This is a genomic window from Tenacibaculum aquaeponti (genome assembly GCF_057221555.1).
This window is the reverse complement of the sequence record NZ_CM170147.1, coordinates 995,385-1,010,635: the sequence shown is the minus strand read 5'-3', so window position 1 is coordinate 1,010,635 and position 15,251 is coordinate 995,385. Positions and strand designations below refer to the sequence as shown.

Below are 15,251 nucleotides of genomic sequence, written 5' to 3'. Positions count from 1 at the left end.
TCTAAAATGAATCTATCAGAAAGGGATGTGGAAAATTTAAGTTCAAAAGATGGGCTTAAAGCTATACTTTCAAGAGAACCATATAATATAGATAAAGCATTAAGATATGTTAATTATCTGCATAAACTTGAAGAATTACAGGTTGAGTTAATTAGGTTGCAAACTTGGGCAATTGAGCATAACGAAAGGATTATAATTTTATTTGAAGGTAGAGATGCAGCTGGAAAAGGCGGTGCGATTAGAAGAATAACAGAAAGGATAAATCCACGTCATATGAGAATTGTGGCTTTACCAAAGCCGACCGAAGAGCAAAAAACACAATGGTATTTTCAGCGTTATGTAGAACAATTTCCAAAAGCTGGAGAGTTGGTGTTGTTTGATAGAAGTTGGTATAATAGGGCAGTAGTTGAACCGGTAAACGGTTTTTGTTCAGAACAGGAATATAAAGTTTTTATGAAGCAGGTAAACGGATTTGAAAAAATGATTTTACAATCAGGAATTCGTTTAGTGAAAATTTATATGTCTATTTCTAAAAAGGAACAACAAAAACGTTTTGATGATATTAAAAATGATCCTCTTAAGCAATGGAAGATGACTCGTGTAGATGAAAGAGCTCAAGAACTTTGGGATAATTATACGGTGTATAAAAAGAAAATGTTTAAAAAAACGAATACAGAATTATCGCCATGGAAAATCATAAGAGCTAATAGGAAAACAGAAGCTAGAATAGAATGTATAGAACATATCCTAGATAGTATTCCTTATGATAAAAATACTGAGATTTAAAAAATGATAAAAAAGATTACTTTTAAGAAAGTAATCTTTTTACTTCTTCAAAAACTAAAAATAATTCACCAGCAATTTTTTTGCTAGTTTCTAAATATTTTTCGTTTTGAATATCTGTATTGTCAGCTATTTTAGGGTCTGTATATGGTAAATGAAATCGATGAATTGCATCTGGAATAAAAGGGCAGTTTTCATCGGCATCATCACAGGTAGTTATAGCTAAATATGGGTAATCATTATTTTGATTGTCGTAAGTTTTAGAAAAGCCCTTAATAGATTTTTTAGATCCTTTAAATGAAATTAAATATAAAGGATTTTGATGAGAAAAATCTTCAACGCTAAAATCAAAACTTGTTTTTTGTAAGCATTTTACTGTGTTTCTATGAAAAGCAGTGGTTTCAGTTCCGCCTGAATAAGCAAAAATGTTGTTAAGTTTAAAATATTCTATAGCGAAAAAAGACCAAACTTGTGCCATTTGACTCCTTCTAGAATTATGTGTGCAAATAAAATTTAGGTTGATTTTGTCTCTGTCCTCTAATTCTTCTGCAATCTTGTCTGCGATTGAATACAATAAATCTTTCCTCTCTTCTGAAACAATTAAATCTTTCTTGGAGTCTTCAAAAAAAACTTTAGTTTCGAAATTAGTAGTTTTTATCATTATTTTAATAGTGTTTTAAGGGGACTATAAGTGTATTTTTGCTATTATTTATTAAGTACAAAAGTAATAAAGAGATCTGTATCTTTTTTTTAATTTAAAGTTAACTATGTGTTTAGGAATTGGTAATAAAGTAGCTGTTTTAGATGATGTTATTAAAGGTGTTGTGGTTAAAATTAATAAAGATGAAGTTCTTATTAGGACAGACGATGGAATGGAAATGTGGTTTGTTTCTTCAGATTTAGTGAAGATAGGTGTAGAGCAAAATAAAATATCTGGATATTCTAAAAATGATAATCGATTTTTAAGGCAAAAAGAAACTGTAGATGCTGGTAATAAAAAGAAAACTTCATTCATTAAAAATAAAAATGAAGTTGTAATGGAGGTCGATTTGCATATAGAAAAATTAGTAAAGTCTAGGAAAGGAATGGATAATTATGATATACTTTCTGTTCAAATTGATACGGCTAAACGAAAAATAGAATATTGTATTCAAAAGAAGATTTCTAAAATTATTTTTATTCATGGGGTTGGTGAAGGTGTTTTAAAATCTGAGCTACATTATTTATTAAATAGGTATCCTGTTAAGTTTTATGATGCGTCTTATCAAAAATATGGATTAGGAGCAACGGAGGTTTATGTGTATCAGAATCAATAAATCTGTATTTTTGTACATTATATATAAGGTATGAAAAAAGTCTATTTTGATAATGCTGCTACTACACCAATGCTGAAAGAAGTGGTAGATGTGATGATGGAGTCAATGAATAATAACTATGGTAATCCTTCTTCTATTCATGAAATGGGAAGAAAGGCTAAGGTTGTTTTAGAAACTGCTAGAAAAAAAATAGCAGGTTTTTTAAATGTTTCTTCTGCTGAAATTGTGTTTACTTCAGGAGGAACTGAAGCTAATAATTTGGTGTTACGAAATGCTATAGAAAACCTTAATGTAAAACGTGTTATTACTTCAAAGATAGAGCATCATGCTGTTTTGGATGTTTTGTTAGAGTTGAATAAAACGTATGATTTTGAAATAGAGTATGTTGAACTTAATGATAAAGGAGAAGTTGATCTAGAAGATTTAAAAACAAAATTAACTAAAGGTGAAAGATTAACTTTAGTTAGTTTAATGTGGGTGAATAATGAGCTTGGTAATATTTTACCTGTTGAAAAGGTGGGCGAGCTGTGTAGAGAAAATAATGCTTTTTTTCATACCGATGCTGTTCAGGCTGTCGGTCATTTTCATATTGATTTAAAGAAGTTGAATATTGATTTTTTAGTGGCTAGTGCACATAAGTTTCATGGACCTAAAGGTGTTGGTTTTCTTTATGTAAGGAAGAATCTTTCTTTTAAATCGATGTTTTTTGGTGGAGGTCAGGAAAAAGGAAAGCGATCTGGGACAGAAAATTTACATTCAATTTTAGGTATGCAAAAGGCATTAGAGATTTCGTTGTCTGATTTAGATAGTGATATGATAAAGATTAAAATGTTAAAACAACACTTTATTTCTGAATTGGGAAATGAAATTCCAAACGTTTTATTCAATGGGGTTTCGCAAGATTTAGAAAAGTCATCATCTACAATTTTAAATGTAAGATTTCCTGTTGAAAATAAAATGTTATTATTCAATTTAGATTTGAACGGTGTTTTTGCTTCTGGGGGAAGTGCGTGTCAAAGTGGAGCCTCAAAAAAATCACATGTACTTGTTGAAATCCTAAATGAAGAGGAAATTCAAAAATCATCTGTTCGTTTTTCTTTTAGTAAGTTTTCTACTAAAGAAGAGGTGGATTTTATTGTTGAAAAACTAAAAAGGTTAATATCTTAGATTTCTGCTGTTTTTTTAAGAGATGTTTTACGAGTGGGTTGGTGTTTTTTTTAAACCTCTTAAAAGGTCTAATTTTAATTTTCTTTTATAGTTTTTTATGATTCGAATTATTTTTTAAATAGTTTTTAGTTATTTCACTATGATTGAATTTTTATTTCTTTAAAAATACTTTAACTTATTGTTGAGTTTTCTGATTGATTTTTGATTGATGCCTTAAATGAATTATTTTTTTGTTTTAAAAAGTGACTTTTTTAAAATAAAAGTTTCTAAAAAAAATAGTAGGTAATATATTTTTTAATTATATATTTGCATACGAAATATGTTCCCCCCGCTTTCAAGTTTAATAACTTGTAATAAGGGTCTTTACTTTGAGATAATTATACGGAGGGAAATATTTTTTACTTCTCTACATATTTTCATATATAAGATTTTTTTACATTTTTTTAATATTTGATAGCTGATTAAGAGTATAGTTAAGTAAGTTTTCAAATCAGAAGTTATCATAATGAGAAACTTTTACCCTTTTAAATCCCCAAAAGTGAGGTTGTTCTTTGCTTTATTGTTTTTTGTGTCTTTTTCACAAGTTTTTTCACAAGTAACTATAGCGGATGCAGATCAAAATGTGTCTGGTACTATAACATTTACAGATACAGGTGGAGCTGGTGCTAATTACACAAATAACGAAAATCATTCAATCACATTTACTTCAACAACTGGTGGTCCACTTGTGGTTGATTTTAGTTCGTTTTCTGTTGAGAGTACAGGATTTGGTAGCTGTTATGATTTATTGTCTATTTACGATGGTAGTGATAATACAGGTACTTTATTAGGGCAATTTTGTGATGATTTCCCTCCTCCTACAGGCTTTATAAGTTCAATAGGAACTCAATTACATTTTGTGTTTACTTCAGATAATATTGAAACAAGGGCAGGGTGGGTTGCTTCTATTTATCCATCTCCTGCAGACCCTGTTTATCCTAATACAGATGGAGATGCTTATGATAACTCAGTAGATGCAGATGATGATAATGATGGTATCTTAGATTTTGTTGAATTAGGTACGTGTTCAGGTACAGTTGTTATCGATTGGAGTACATATTATACTTCTGGTGATAGTTCTGGAGGAACTGTTTTAACAAATGGGCAAGATCCTTTAACAAGTCCTAATTTAACAAGTACTAATGGTGTAGGGGTAACTTTGCAAAGAGAAGTTACAACTGCATTTGCTAACCAACAATATAGAATTAATGATGTTTATGGACCAGCAGGAGATGGTATTTATACCTTACTTCAAAGTTCGTTAACCCCTGGGACAGGTGAGTCTATACAGAGATTTATATTTGATCAACCTGTTTTTGATTTAGCATTTACAATTTTTGATGTAGATACAGGGGGTAATTTTACAGATCAAATAGATGTTATTATTACGTTAGCAGATGGTTCTACTCATACCTTAGATCCGTCTGAATATACAGCAGATGTAAGTCAAACTGTTTCAGGAAATACAATTACTGGAGGAGGAACTGATGTTGATTTTGTTCTTAATGGTATTCAAGCTTGGGTAATTCAGTTCGAATTAAGATATAGAAATGTTAATGCTACACCTTCAGGTAATCAAGGTTTAGCATTTGGAGATTTTTCATTTTGTGCAGCTATAGATAAAGATACAGATGGCGATGGTACTCCAGATTATTTAGATGAAGATTCTGATGGCGATGGTTGTTTTGATGCAATTGAAGGAGGAGGGGCATTAACACTTACTCAAGTAGATGGTTCTGGACGAATTATAAGTGGAGTAGATGGAAATGGAGTTCCAACTCTTGTTGGATCTGGACAAACGGTAGGTACTTCAACTGATATATCCACTGTTGATAATCAATGTGATGATGATGGAGATGGAGTGCCAAACGTAAGTGATATTTGTAATGGTTTTGATGATACAGTTGATGCTGATTCAGATTCTATTCCTGATGGTTGTGATTTAGATGATGATAATGATGGTATATTGGATGAAGAAGAAACGGGTTCTTGTGCTACTGCAATTATAGAAGGATACAGTGTTAAGGTTTATGACGGAATTTCAGGTCAAAATTCATGGAGTGTACTTTCTAGTACAACAACTTTTCCAGTAACTGGTTTTTCTCAACTTGCTACTTTTGATTATGATGAATTTGATTTAACACCGAATGGTTTTAGTATAGATTTTGCTGAGCATCCATACAATCTATTAACTTCAACAGATGGTGATGTTTCTAATTATTCAGGAGGAACTATACCAAATGATGGTTTAGATAATGATGCTGCAATTTTATTTTCTAAGACAATTAATCAAACAGAAGCAGGTATATATAATTTTGATATAGATCATGGAGATGATCATATTTTCCTTTATATAAATGGGGTTAAGCAATATCAAGCTCAAAATGCTTATTCTTCATTTGCACAAGATGGTAGTTATAGTACTCAAATTACTGGTTTAACACTTAATGCAGGTGATGTTTTAAGTGTTTTAGTAGTTGAAGAACACATTATAAATACCGCGTTAGACGTAAGATTTGTTAAAACAGCCAACATAGGAGGAGGTGCACCTACTTGTCCAATTGATACAGATGGAGATGGAATTCCTAATCACTTAGATTTAGATTCTGATGGAGATGGTTGTTCAGACGCAATAGAGTCTGGAGGGATAGATGTTTCTCCAGCTGATGGTAGATTAGATGGAACCGGTTTTAATGGATCAGGCTTAGTTACAGGAGGAACAGGAGGTTATGATGGGGTATCTACAGGAGGAGGAGAATATATAGCAGTTGAATTATCTGTAAATGCAACAGCTTTTGTAGACCAAACAATTGTGGAAGGATCCAGTACTTCTTTTTCAATAACTTCAGCAACAGCATCAAGCGCAACAAGTTATACTTCTGGAACACCAGTTTATGGAACTATTGGTAACGCTAATTCGGGTATTAATTATCAATGGTATATAGGAGATCCGAGTTCAGGAGGGACTATTATAAGTGCTTCTGATCCAAATTATAGTGGAGAAAATACTAATACGTTAAATATTGTTGATGTAACAGGGTTAGATAATACAGAATATTTCTTAGTAGTTTCACATACAGATAATACGTGTCTAGATATTACAAATAGCGCAACTTTATTTGTAAGAAAAGATTCAGATGGAGATGGAATTCCTGATGTAACAGATTTAGATGATGATAATGATGGTATTTTAGATACAGAAGAGTTAGCATCTTGTTCAGGAAGTATTTCTTATGAATATTATGATGGAGTACCTACTGGATTAACTGTAGATAATATTCCTACTTCAAGTCCTGATGCTTCAGGAACTTTTAATTCTTTTGATGTAGATGCTATCATTGCTTCAATACCAGCTGATAATAATTCATACGGTTTAAGATTTAAAGGCTATTTGAATATTGTAACAGCAGGTAATTATAATTTTTATTTAGCTTCTGACGATGGATCTAAATTATATATAAATGGAACAGAAGTAATAGATAATGATGGAGATCATGCTCTGTTAACTGTTTCAAATTCTTACTTTTTGACTACAGGATTACATGAAATAGAAGTCCTTTTTTATGAGAATGGTGGCGCTGAATCATTAGATCTTGATTATGAATTACCAGGAACTATCTCAAGACAAGATTTACCTTTTGCGAATTTATTTTGTAATCTAGATACGGATGGAGATGGTATACCAAACCACTTAGATTTAGATTCAGATAATGATGGGTGTCCTGATGCTGTTGAAGGTGATGAGAATGTAAATCAATCTGAATTAACAGGTGATGATAGAATATCAGGAAGTGTTGACGCTAATGGAGTACCAGTTTTAGTTAATAATGGAGGTACAGCTGATATTGGAGGAGATCAAGGTCAAGGAACAACAATTAATGTGATAACTCCAGATGCTCCTGATGCAGGAACATTAAGTGGAGATCTTTTAGTCTGCGTTTCTTCTTCTGTAACTATATCAACAACAGGTGATAGTGGTGGAGTTTGGAGTAGTTCAAATACTTCAATTGCTACAGTTAATTCATCAGGAGTTGTAACTGGTGTTTTAGCTGGTTCTGTTACAATAACTTATACTGTCGCTTCGCCTGGAGGCTGTGGAGATGATAGTTCAACAATTAATATTACAGTAAATGAGACAGCAACCGCCCCAACGGCAAGTGTTACAGTACAACCTACTTGTACAGTACCAACAGGAACAATTGATATTACGGCTCCAAGTTTAGGAAGTGATGAAGTATATGAGGTAACAGGAACAAGTCCAGTAGTTGCGGCGGTAACCAATACCACTGGTGATTTTACAGGCTTAGCACCAGGAGATTATGCGGTAACGGTGCTTAATACAGTAACGGGTTGTGAGAGTACAGTAGTTAGTTTAACGATCAATGCTGTCCCATCCGATCCAAGTGCCCCAACGGCAAGTGTTACAGTACAACCTACTTGTACAGTACCAACAGGAACAATTGATATTACGGCTCCAAGTTTAGGAAGTGATGAAGTATATGAGGTAACAGGAACAAGTCCAGTAGTTGCAGCGGTAACCAATACCACTGGTGATTTTACAGGCTTAGCACCAGGAGATTATGCGGTAACGGTGCTTAATACAGTAACGGGTTGTGAGAGTACAGTAGTTAGTTTAACGATCAATGCTGTCCCATCCGATCCAAGTGCCCCAACGGCAAGTGTTACAGTACAACCTACTTGTACAGTACCAACAGGAACAATTGATATTACGGCTCCAAGTTTAGGAAGTGATGAAGTATATGAGGTAACAGGAACAAGTCCAGTAGTTGCAGCGGTAACCAATACCACTGGTGATTTTACAGGCTTAGCACCAGGAGATTATGCGGTAACGGTACTTAATACAGTAACGGGTTGTGAGAGTACAGTAGTTAGTTTAACGATCAATGCTGTCCCATCCGATCCAAGTGCCCCAACGGCAAGTGTTACAGTACAACCTACTTGTACAGTACCAACAGGAACAATTGATATTACGGCTCCAAGTTTAGGAAGTGATGAAGTATATGAGGTAACAGGAACAAGTCCAGTAGTTGCAGCGGTAACCAATACCACTGGTGATTTTACAGGCTTAGCACCAGGAGATTATGCGGTAACGGTACTTAATACAGTAACGGGTTGTGAGAGTACAGTAGTTAGTTTAACGATCAATGCTGTCCCATCCGATCCAAGTGCCCCAACGGCAAGTGTTACAGTACAACCTACTTGTACAGTACCAACAGGAACAATTGATATTACGGCTCCAAGTTTAGGAAGTGATGAAGTATATGAGGTAACAGGAACAAGTCCAGTAGTTGCGGCGGTAACCAATACCACTGGTGATTTTACAGGCTTAGCACCAGGAGATTATGCGGTAACGGTACTTAATACAGTAACGGGTTGTGAGAGTACAGTAGTTAGTTTAACGATCAATGCTGTCCCATCCGATCCAAGTGCCCCAACGGCAAGTGTTACAGTACAACCTACTTGTACAGTACCAACAGGAACAATTGATATTACGGCTCCAAGTTTAGGAAGTGATGAAGTATATGAGGTAACAGGAACAAGTCCAGTAGTTGCGGCGGTAACCAATACCACTGGTGATTTTACAGGCTTAGCACCAGGAGATTATGCGGTAACGGTACTTAATACAGTAACGGGTTGTGAGAGTACAGTAGTTAGTTTAACGATCAATGCTGTCCCATCCGATCCAAGTGCCCCAACGGCAAGTGTTACAGTACAACCTACTTGTACAGTACCAACAGGAACAATTGATATTACGGCTCCAAGTTTAGGAAGTGATGAAGTATATGAGGTAACAGGAACAAGTCCAGTAGTTGCGGCGGTAACCAATACCACTGGTGATTTTACAGGCTTAGCACCAGGAGATTATGCGGTAACGGTGCTTAATACAGTAACGGGTTGTGAGAGTACAGTAGTTAGTTTAACGATCAATGCTGTCCCATCCGATCCAAGTGCCCCAACGGCAAGTGTTACAGTACAACCTACTTGTACAGTACCAACAGGAACAATTGATATTACGGCTCCAAGTTTAGGAAGTGATGAAGTATATGAGGTAACAGGAACAAGTCCAGTAGTTGCAGCGGTAACCAATACCACTGGTGATTTTACAGGCTTAGCACCAGGAGATTATGCGGTAACGGTGCTTAATACAGTAACGGGTTGTGAGAGTACAGTAGTTAGTTTAACGATCAATGCTGTCCCATCCGATCCAAGTGCCCCAACGGCAAGTGTTACAGTACAACCTACTTGTACAGTACCAACAGGAACAATTGATATTACGGCTCCAAGTTTAGGAAGTGATGAAGTATATGAGGTAACAGGAACAAGTCCAGTAGTTGCAGCGGTAACCAATACCACTGGTGATTTTACAGGCTTAGCACCAGGAGATTATGCGGTAACGGTGCTTAATACAGTAACGGGTTGTGAGAGTACAGTAGTTAGTTTAACGATCAATGCTGTCCCATCCGATCCAAGTGCCCCAACGGCAAGTGTTACAGTACAACCTACTTGTACAGTACCAACAGGAACAATTGATATTACGGCTCCAAGTTTAGGAAGTGATGAAGTATATGAGGTAACAGGAACAAGTCCAGTAGTTGCAGCGGTAACCAATACCACTGGTGATTTTACAGGCTTAGCACCAGGAGATTATGCGGTAACGGTGCTTAATACAGTAACGGGTTGTGAGAGTACAGTAGTTAGTTTAACGATCAATGCTGTCCCATCCGATCCAAGTGCCCCAACGGCAAGTGTTACAGTACAACCTACTTGTACAGTACCAACAGGAACAATTGATATTACGGCTCCAAGTTTAGGAAGTGATGAAGTATATGAGGTAACAGGAACAAGTCCAGTAGTTGCAGCGGTAACCAATACCACTGGTGATTTTACAGGCTTAGCACCAGGAGATTATGCGGTAACGGTACTTAATACAGTAACGGGTTGTGAGAGTACAGTAGTTAGTTTAACGATCAATGCTGTCCCATCCGATCCAAGTGCCCCAACGGCAAGTGTTACAGTACAACCTACTTGTACAGTACCAACAGGAACAATTGATATTACGGCTCCAAGTTTAGGAAGTGATGAAGTATATGAGGTAACAGGAACAAGTCCAGTAGTTGCAGCGGTAACCAATACCACTGGTGATTTTACAGGCTTAGCACCAGGAGATTATGCGGTAACGGTACTTAATACAGTAACGGGTTGTGAGAGTACAGTAGTTAGTTTAACGATCAATGCTGTCCCATCCGATCCAAGTGCCCCAACGGCAAGTGTTACAGTACAACCTACTTGTACAGTACCAACAGGAACAATTGATATTACGGCTCCAAGTTTAGGAAGTGATGAAGTATATGAGGTAACAGGAACAAGTCCAGTAGTTGCGGCGGTAACCAATACCACTGGTGATTTTACAGGCTTAGCACCAGGAGATTATGCGGTAACGGTACTTAATACAGTAACGGGTTGTGAGAGTACAGTAGTTAGTTTAACGATCAATGCTGTCCCATCCGATCCAAGTGCCCCAACGGCAAGTGTTACAGTACAACCTACTTGTACAGTACCAACAGGAACAATTGATATTACGGCTCCAAGTTTAGGAAGTGATGAAGTATATGAGGTAACAGGAACAAGTCCAGTAGTTGCGGCGGTAACCAATACCACTGGTGATTTTACAGGCTTAGCACCAGGAGATTATGCGGTAACGGTACTTAATACAGTAACGGGTTGTGAGAGTACAGTAGTTAGTTTAACGATCAATGCTGTCCCATCCGATCCAAGTGCCCCAACGGCAAGTGTTACAGTACAACCTACTTGTACAGTACCAACAGGAACAATTGATATTACGGCTCCAAGTTTAGGAAGTGATGAAGTATATGAGGTAACAGGAACAAGTCCAGTAGTTGCGGCGGTAACCAATACCACTGGTGATTTTACAGGCTTAGCACCAGGAGATTATGCGGTAACGGTACTTAATACAGTAACGGGTTGTGAGAGTACAGTAGTTAGTTTAACGATCAATGCTGTCCCATCCGATCCAAGTGCCCCAACGGCAAGTGTTACAGTACAACCTACTTGTACAGTACCAACAGGAACAATTGATATTACGGCTCCAAGTTTAGGAAGTGATGAAGTATATGAGGTAACAGGAACAAGTCCAGTAGTTGCAGCGGTAACCAATACCACTGGTGATTTTACAGGCTTAGCACCAGGAGATTATGCGGTAACGGTACTTAATACAGTAACGGGTTGTGAGAGTACAGTAGTTAGTTTAACGATCAATGCTGTCCCATCCGATCCAAGTGCCCCAACGGCAAGTGTTACAGTACAACCTACTTGTACAGTACCAACAGGAACAATTGATATTACGGCTCCAAGTTTAGGAAGTGATGAAGTATATGAGGTAACAGGAACAAGTCCAGTAGTTGCAGCGGTAACCAATACCACTGGTGATTTTACAGGCTTAGCACCAGGAGATTATGCGGTAACGGTACTTAATACAGTAACGGGTTGTGAGAGTACAGTAGTTAGTTTAACGATCAATGCTGTCCCATCCGATCCAAGTGCCCCAACGGCAAGTGTTACAGTACAACCTACTTGTACAGTACCAACAGGAACAATTGATATTACGGCTCCAAGTTTAGGAAGTGATGAAGTATATGAGGTAACAGGAACAAGTCCAGTAGTTGCGGCGGTAACCAATACCACTGGTGATTTTACAGGCTTAGCACCAGGAGATTATGCGGTAACGGTACTTAATACAGTAACGGGTTGTGAGAGTACAGTAGTTAGTTTAACGATCAATGCTGTCCCATCCGATCCAAGTGCCCCAACGGCAAGTGTTACAGTACAACCTACTTGTACAGTACCAACAGGAACAATTGATATTACGGCTCCAAGTTTAGGAAGTGATGAAGTATATGAGGTAACAGGAACAAGTCCAGTAGTTGCGGCGGTAACCAATACCACTGGTGATTTTACAGGCTTAGCACCAGGAGATTATGCGGTAACGGTACTTAATACAGTAACGGGTTGTGAGAGTACAGTAGTTAGTTTAACGATCAATGCTGTCCCATCCGATCCAAGTGCCCCAACGGCAAGTGTTACAGTACAACCTACTTGTACAGTACCAACAGGAACAATTGATATTACGGCTCCAAGTTTAGGAAGTGATGAAGTATATGAGGTAACAGGAACAAGTCCAGTAGTTGCGGCGGTAACCAATACCACTGGTGATTTTACAGGCTTAGCACCAGGAGATTATGCGGTAACGGTACTTAATACAGTAACGGGTTGTGAGAGTACAGTAGTTAGTTTAACGATCAATGCTGTCCCATCCGATCCAAGTGCCCCAACGGCAAGTGTTACAGTACAACCTACTTGTACAGTACCAACAGGAACAATTGATATTACGGCTCCAAGTTTAGGAAGTGATGAAGTATATGAGGTAACAGGAACAAGTCCAGTAGTTGCGGCGGTAACCAATACCACTGGTGATTTTACAGGCTTAGCACCAGGAGATTATGCGGTAACGGTACTTAATACAGTAACGGGTTGTGAGAGTACAGTAGTTAGTTTAACGATCAATGCTGTCCCATCCGATCCAAGTGCCCCAACGGCAAGTGTTACAGTACAACCTACTTGTACAGTACCAACAGGAACAATTGATATTACGGCTCCAAGTTTAGGAAGTGATGAAGTATATGAGGTAACAGGAACAAGTCCAGTAGTTGCGGCGGTAACCAATACCACTGGTGATTTTACAGGCTTAGCACCAGGAGATTATGCGGTAACGGTACTTAATACAGTAACGGGTTGTGAGAGTACAGTAGTTAGTTTAACGATCAATGCTGTCCCATCCGATCCAAGTGCCCCAACGGCAAGTGTTACAGTACAACCTACTTGTACAGTACCAACAGGAACAATTGATATTACGGCTCCAAGTTTAGGAAGTGATGAAGTATATGAGGTAACAGGAACAAGTCCAGTAGTTGCAGCGGTAACCAATACCACTGGTGATTTTACAGGCTTAGCACCAGGAGATTATGCGGTAACGGTACTTAATACAGTAACGGGTTGTGAGAGTACAGTAGTTAGTTTAACGATCAATGCTGTCCCATCCGATCCAAGTGCCCCAACGGCAAGTGTTACAGTACAACCTACTTGTACAGTACCAACAGGAACAATTGATATTACGGCTCCAAGTTTAGGAAGTGATGAAGTATATGAGGTAACAGGAACAAGTCCAGTAGTTGCAGCGGTAACCAATACCACTGGTGATTTTACAGGCTTAGCACCAGGAGATTATGCGGTAACGGTACTTAATACAGTAACGGGTTGTGAGAGTACAGTAGTTAGTTTAACGATCAATGCTGTCCCATCCGATCCAAGTGCCCCAACGGCAAGTGTTACAGTACAACCTACTTGTACAGTACCAACAGGAACAATTGATATTACGGCTCCAAGTTTAGGAAGTGATGAAGTATATGAGGTAACAGGAACAAGTCCAGTAGTTGCGGCGGTAACCAATACCACTGGTGATTTTACAGGCTTAGCACCAGGAGATTATGCGGTAACGGTACTTAATACAGTAACGGGTTGTGAGAGTACAGTAGTTAGTTTAACGATCAATGCTGTCCCATCCGATCCAAGTGCCCCAACGGCAAGTGTTACAGTACAACCTACTTGTACAGTACCAACAGGAACAATTGATATTACGGCTCCAAGTTTAGGAAGTGATGAAGTATATGAGGTAACAGGAACAAGTCCAGTAGTTGCGGCGGTAACCAATACCACTGGTGATTTTACAGGCTTAGCACCAGGAGATTATGCGGTAACGGTACTTAATACAGTAACGGGTTGTGAGAGTACAGTAGTTAGTTTAACGATCAATGCTGTCCCATCCGATCCAAGTGCCCCAACGGCAAGTGTTACAGTACAACCTACTTGTACAGTACCAACAGGAACAATTGATATTACGGCTCCAAGTTTAGGAAGTGATGAAGTATATGAGGTAACAGGAACAAGTCCAGTAGTTGCGGCGGTAACCAATACCACTGGTGATTTTACAGGCTTAGCACCAGGAGATTATGCGGTAACGGTACTTAATACAGTAACGGGTTGTGAGAGTACAGTAGTTAGTTTAACGATCAATGCTGTCCCATCCGATCCAAGTGCCCCAACGGCAAGTGTTACAGTACAACCTACTTGTACAGTACCAACAGGAACAATTGATATTACGGCTCCAAGTTTAGGAAGTGATGAAGTATATGAGGTAACAGGAACAAGTCCAGTAGTTGCGGCGGTAACCAATACCACTGGTGATTTTACAGGCTTAGCACCAGGAGATTATGCGGTAACGGTACTTAATACAGTAACGGGTTGTGAGAGTACAGTAGTTAGTTTAACGATCAATGCTGTCCCATCCGATCCAAGTGCCCCAACGGCAAGTGTTACAGTACAACCTACTTGTACAGTACCAACAGGAACAATTGATATTACGGCTCCAAGTTTAGGAAGTGATGAAGTATATGAGGTAACAGGAACAAGTCCAGTAGTTGCGGCGGTAACCAATACCACTGGTGATTTTACAGGCTTAGCACCAGGAGATTATGCGGTAACGGTACTTAATACAGTAACGGGTTGTGAGAGTACAGTAGTTAGTTTAACGATCAATGCTGTCCCATCCGATCCAAGTGCCCCAACGGCAAGTGTTACAGTACAACCTACTTGTACAGTACCAACAGGAACAATTGATATTACGGCTCCAAGTTTAGGAAGTGATGAAGTATATGAGGTAACAGGAACAAGTCCAGTAGTTGCAGCGGTAACCAATACCACTGGTGATTTTACAGGCTTAGCACCAGGAGATTATGCGGTAACGGTACTTAATACAGTAACGGGTTGTGAGAGTACAGTAGTTAGTTTAAC

5 protein-coding genes (1 of these 5 only partly in view) are annotated in these 15,251 nt (G+C 37.9%); 4 read left to right on the top strand and 1 reads right to left on the bottom strand.

Going from position 1 to position 15,251, the window contains the following annotated elements; genetic code table 11:
- Positions 1 to 6 precede the first annotated feature (6 nt).
- On the top strand, positions 7 to 786 hold the full coding sequence (ppk2, locus tag AC2TEO_RS04470) for a polyphosphate kinase 2 (protein WP_442266958.1): 780 nt from the start codon (positions 7 to 9) through the stop codon (positions 784 to 786).
- A gap of 22 nt (positions 787 to 808) precedes the next feature.
- Here ppk2 and AC2TEO_RS04465 read toward each other — a convergent pair whose 3' ends face one another.
- Entirely contained in the window at positions 809 to 1,444 is a 636-nt protein-coding gene (locus tag AC2TEO_RS04465) for a low molecular weight phosphatase family protein (protein WP_442266957.1), read from the bottom strand.
- A gap of 106 nt (positions 1,445 to 1,550) precedes the next feature.
- On the opposite strand from AC2TEO_RS04465, the gene AC2TEO_RS04460 reads away from it, so the two are divergent.
- From AC2TEO_RS04460 to AC2TEO_RS04450, 3 genes are all read left to right on the top strand, one after another.
- A complete protein-coding gene (locus tag AC2TEO_RS04460; RefSeq protein WP_442266956.1) occupies positions 1,551 to 2,099 on the top strand; it encodes a DUF8465 domain-containing protein in 549 nt (182 codons plus the stop codon).
- 30 nt (positions 2,100 to 2,129) lie between these two features.
- Positions 2,130 to 3,266 (top strand): cysteine desulfurase family protein, encoded by a 1,137-nt coding sequence (locus AC2TEO_RS04455; protein WP_442266955.1) that lies wholly within the window; start codon positions 2,130 to 2,132, stop codon positions 3,264 to 3,266.
- A gap of 505 nt (positions 3,267 to 3,771) precedes the next feature.
- On the top strand, positions 3,772 to 15,251 hold the 5' portion of the coding sequence (locus AC2TEO_RS04450) for a cadherin-like domain-containing protein (RefSeq protein ID WP_442266954.1). The gene runs 16,072 nt beyond the window's last position; the window shows 11,480 of its 27,552 coding nt (coding positions 1–11,480); the start codon lies at positions 3,772 to 3,774; the stop codon falls past the right edge of the window.

Coding starts and splice junctions, on each gene's coding strand:
- AC2TEO_RS04460 (WP_442266956.1), top strand. CDS start 1,551: ATGTGTTTAGGAATTGGTAATAAAGTAGCTGTTTTAGATGATGTTATT.
- ppk2 (WP_442266958.1), top strand. CDS start 7: ATGAATCTATCAGAAAGGGATGTGGAAAATTTAAGTTCAAAAGATGGG.
- AC2TEO_RS04465 (WP_442266957.1), bottom strand. CDS start 1,444: ATGATAAAAACTACTAATTTCGAAACTAAAGTTTTTTTTGAAGACTCC.
- AC2TEO_RS04455 (WP_442266955.1), top strand. CDS start 2,130: ATGAAAAAAGTCTATTTTGATAATGCTGCTACTACACCAATGCTGAAA.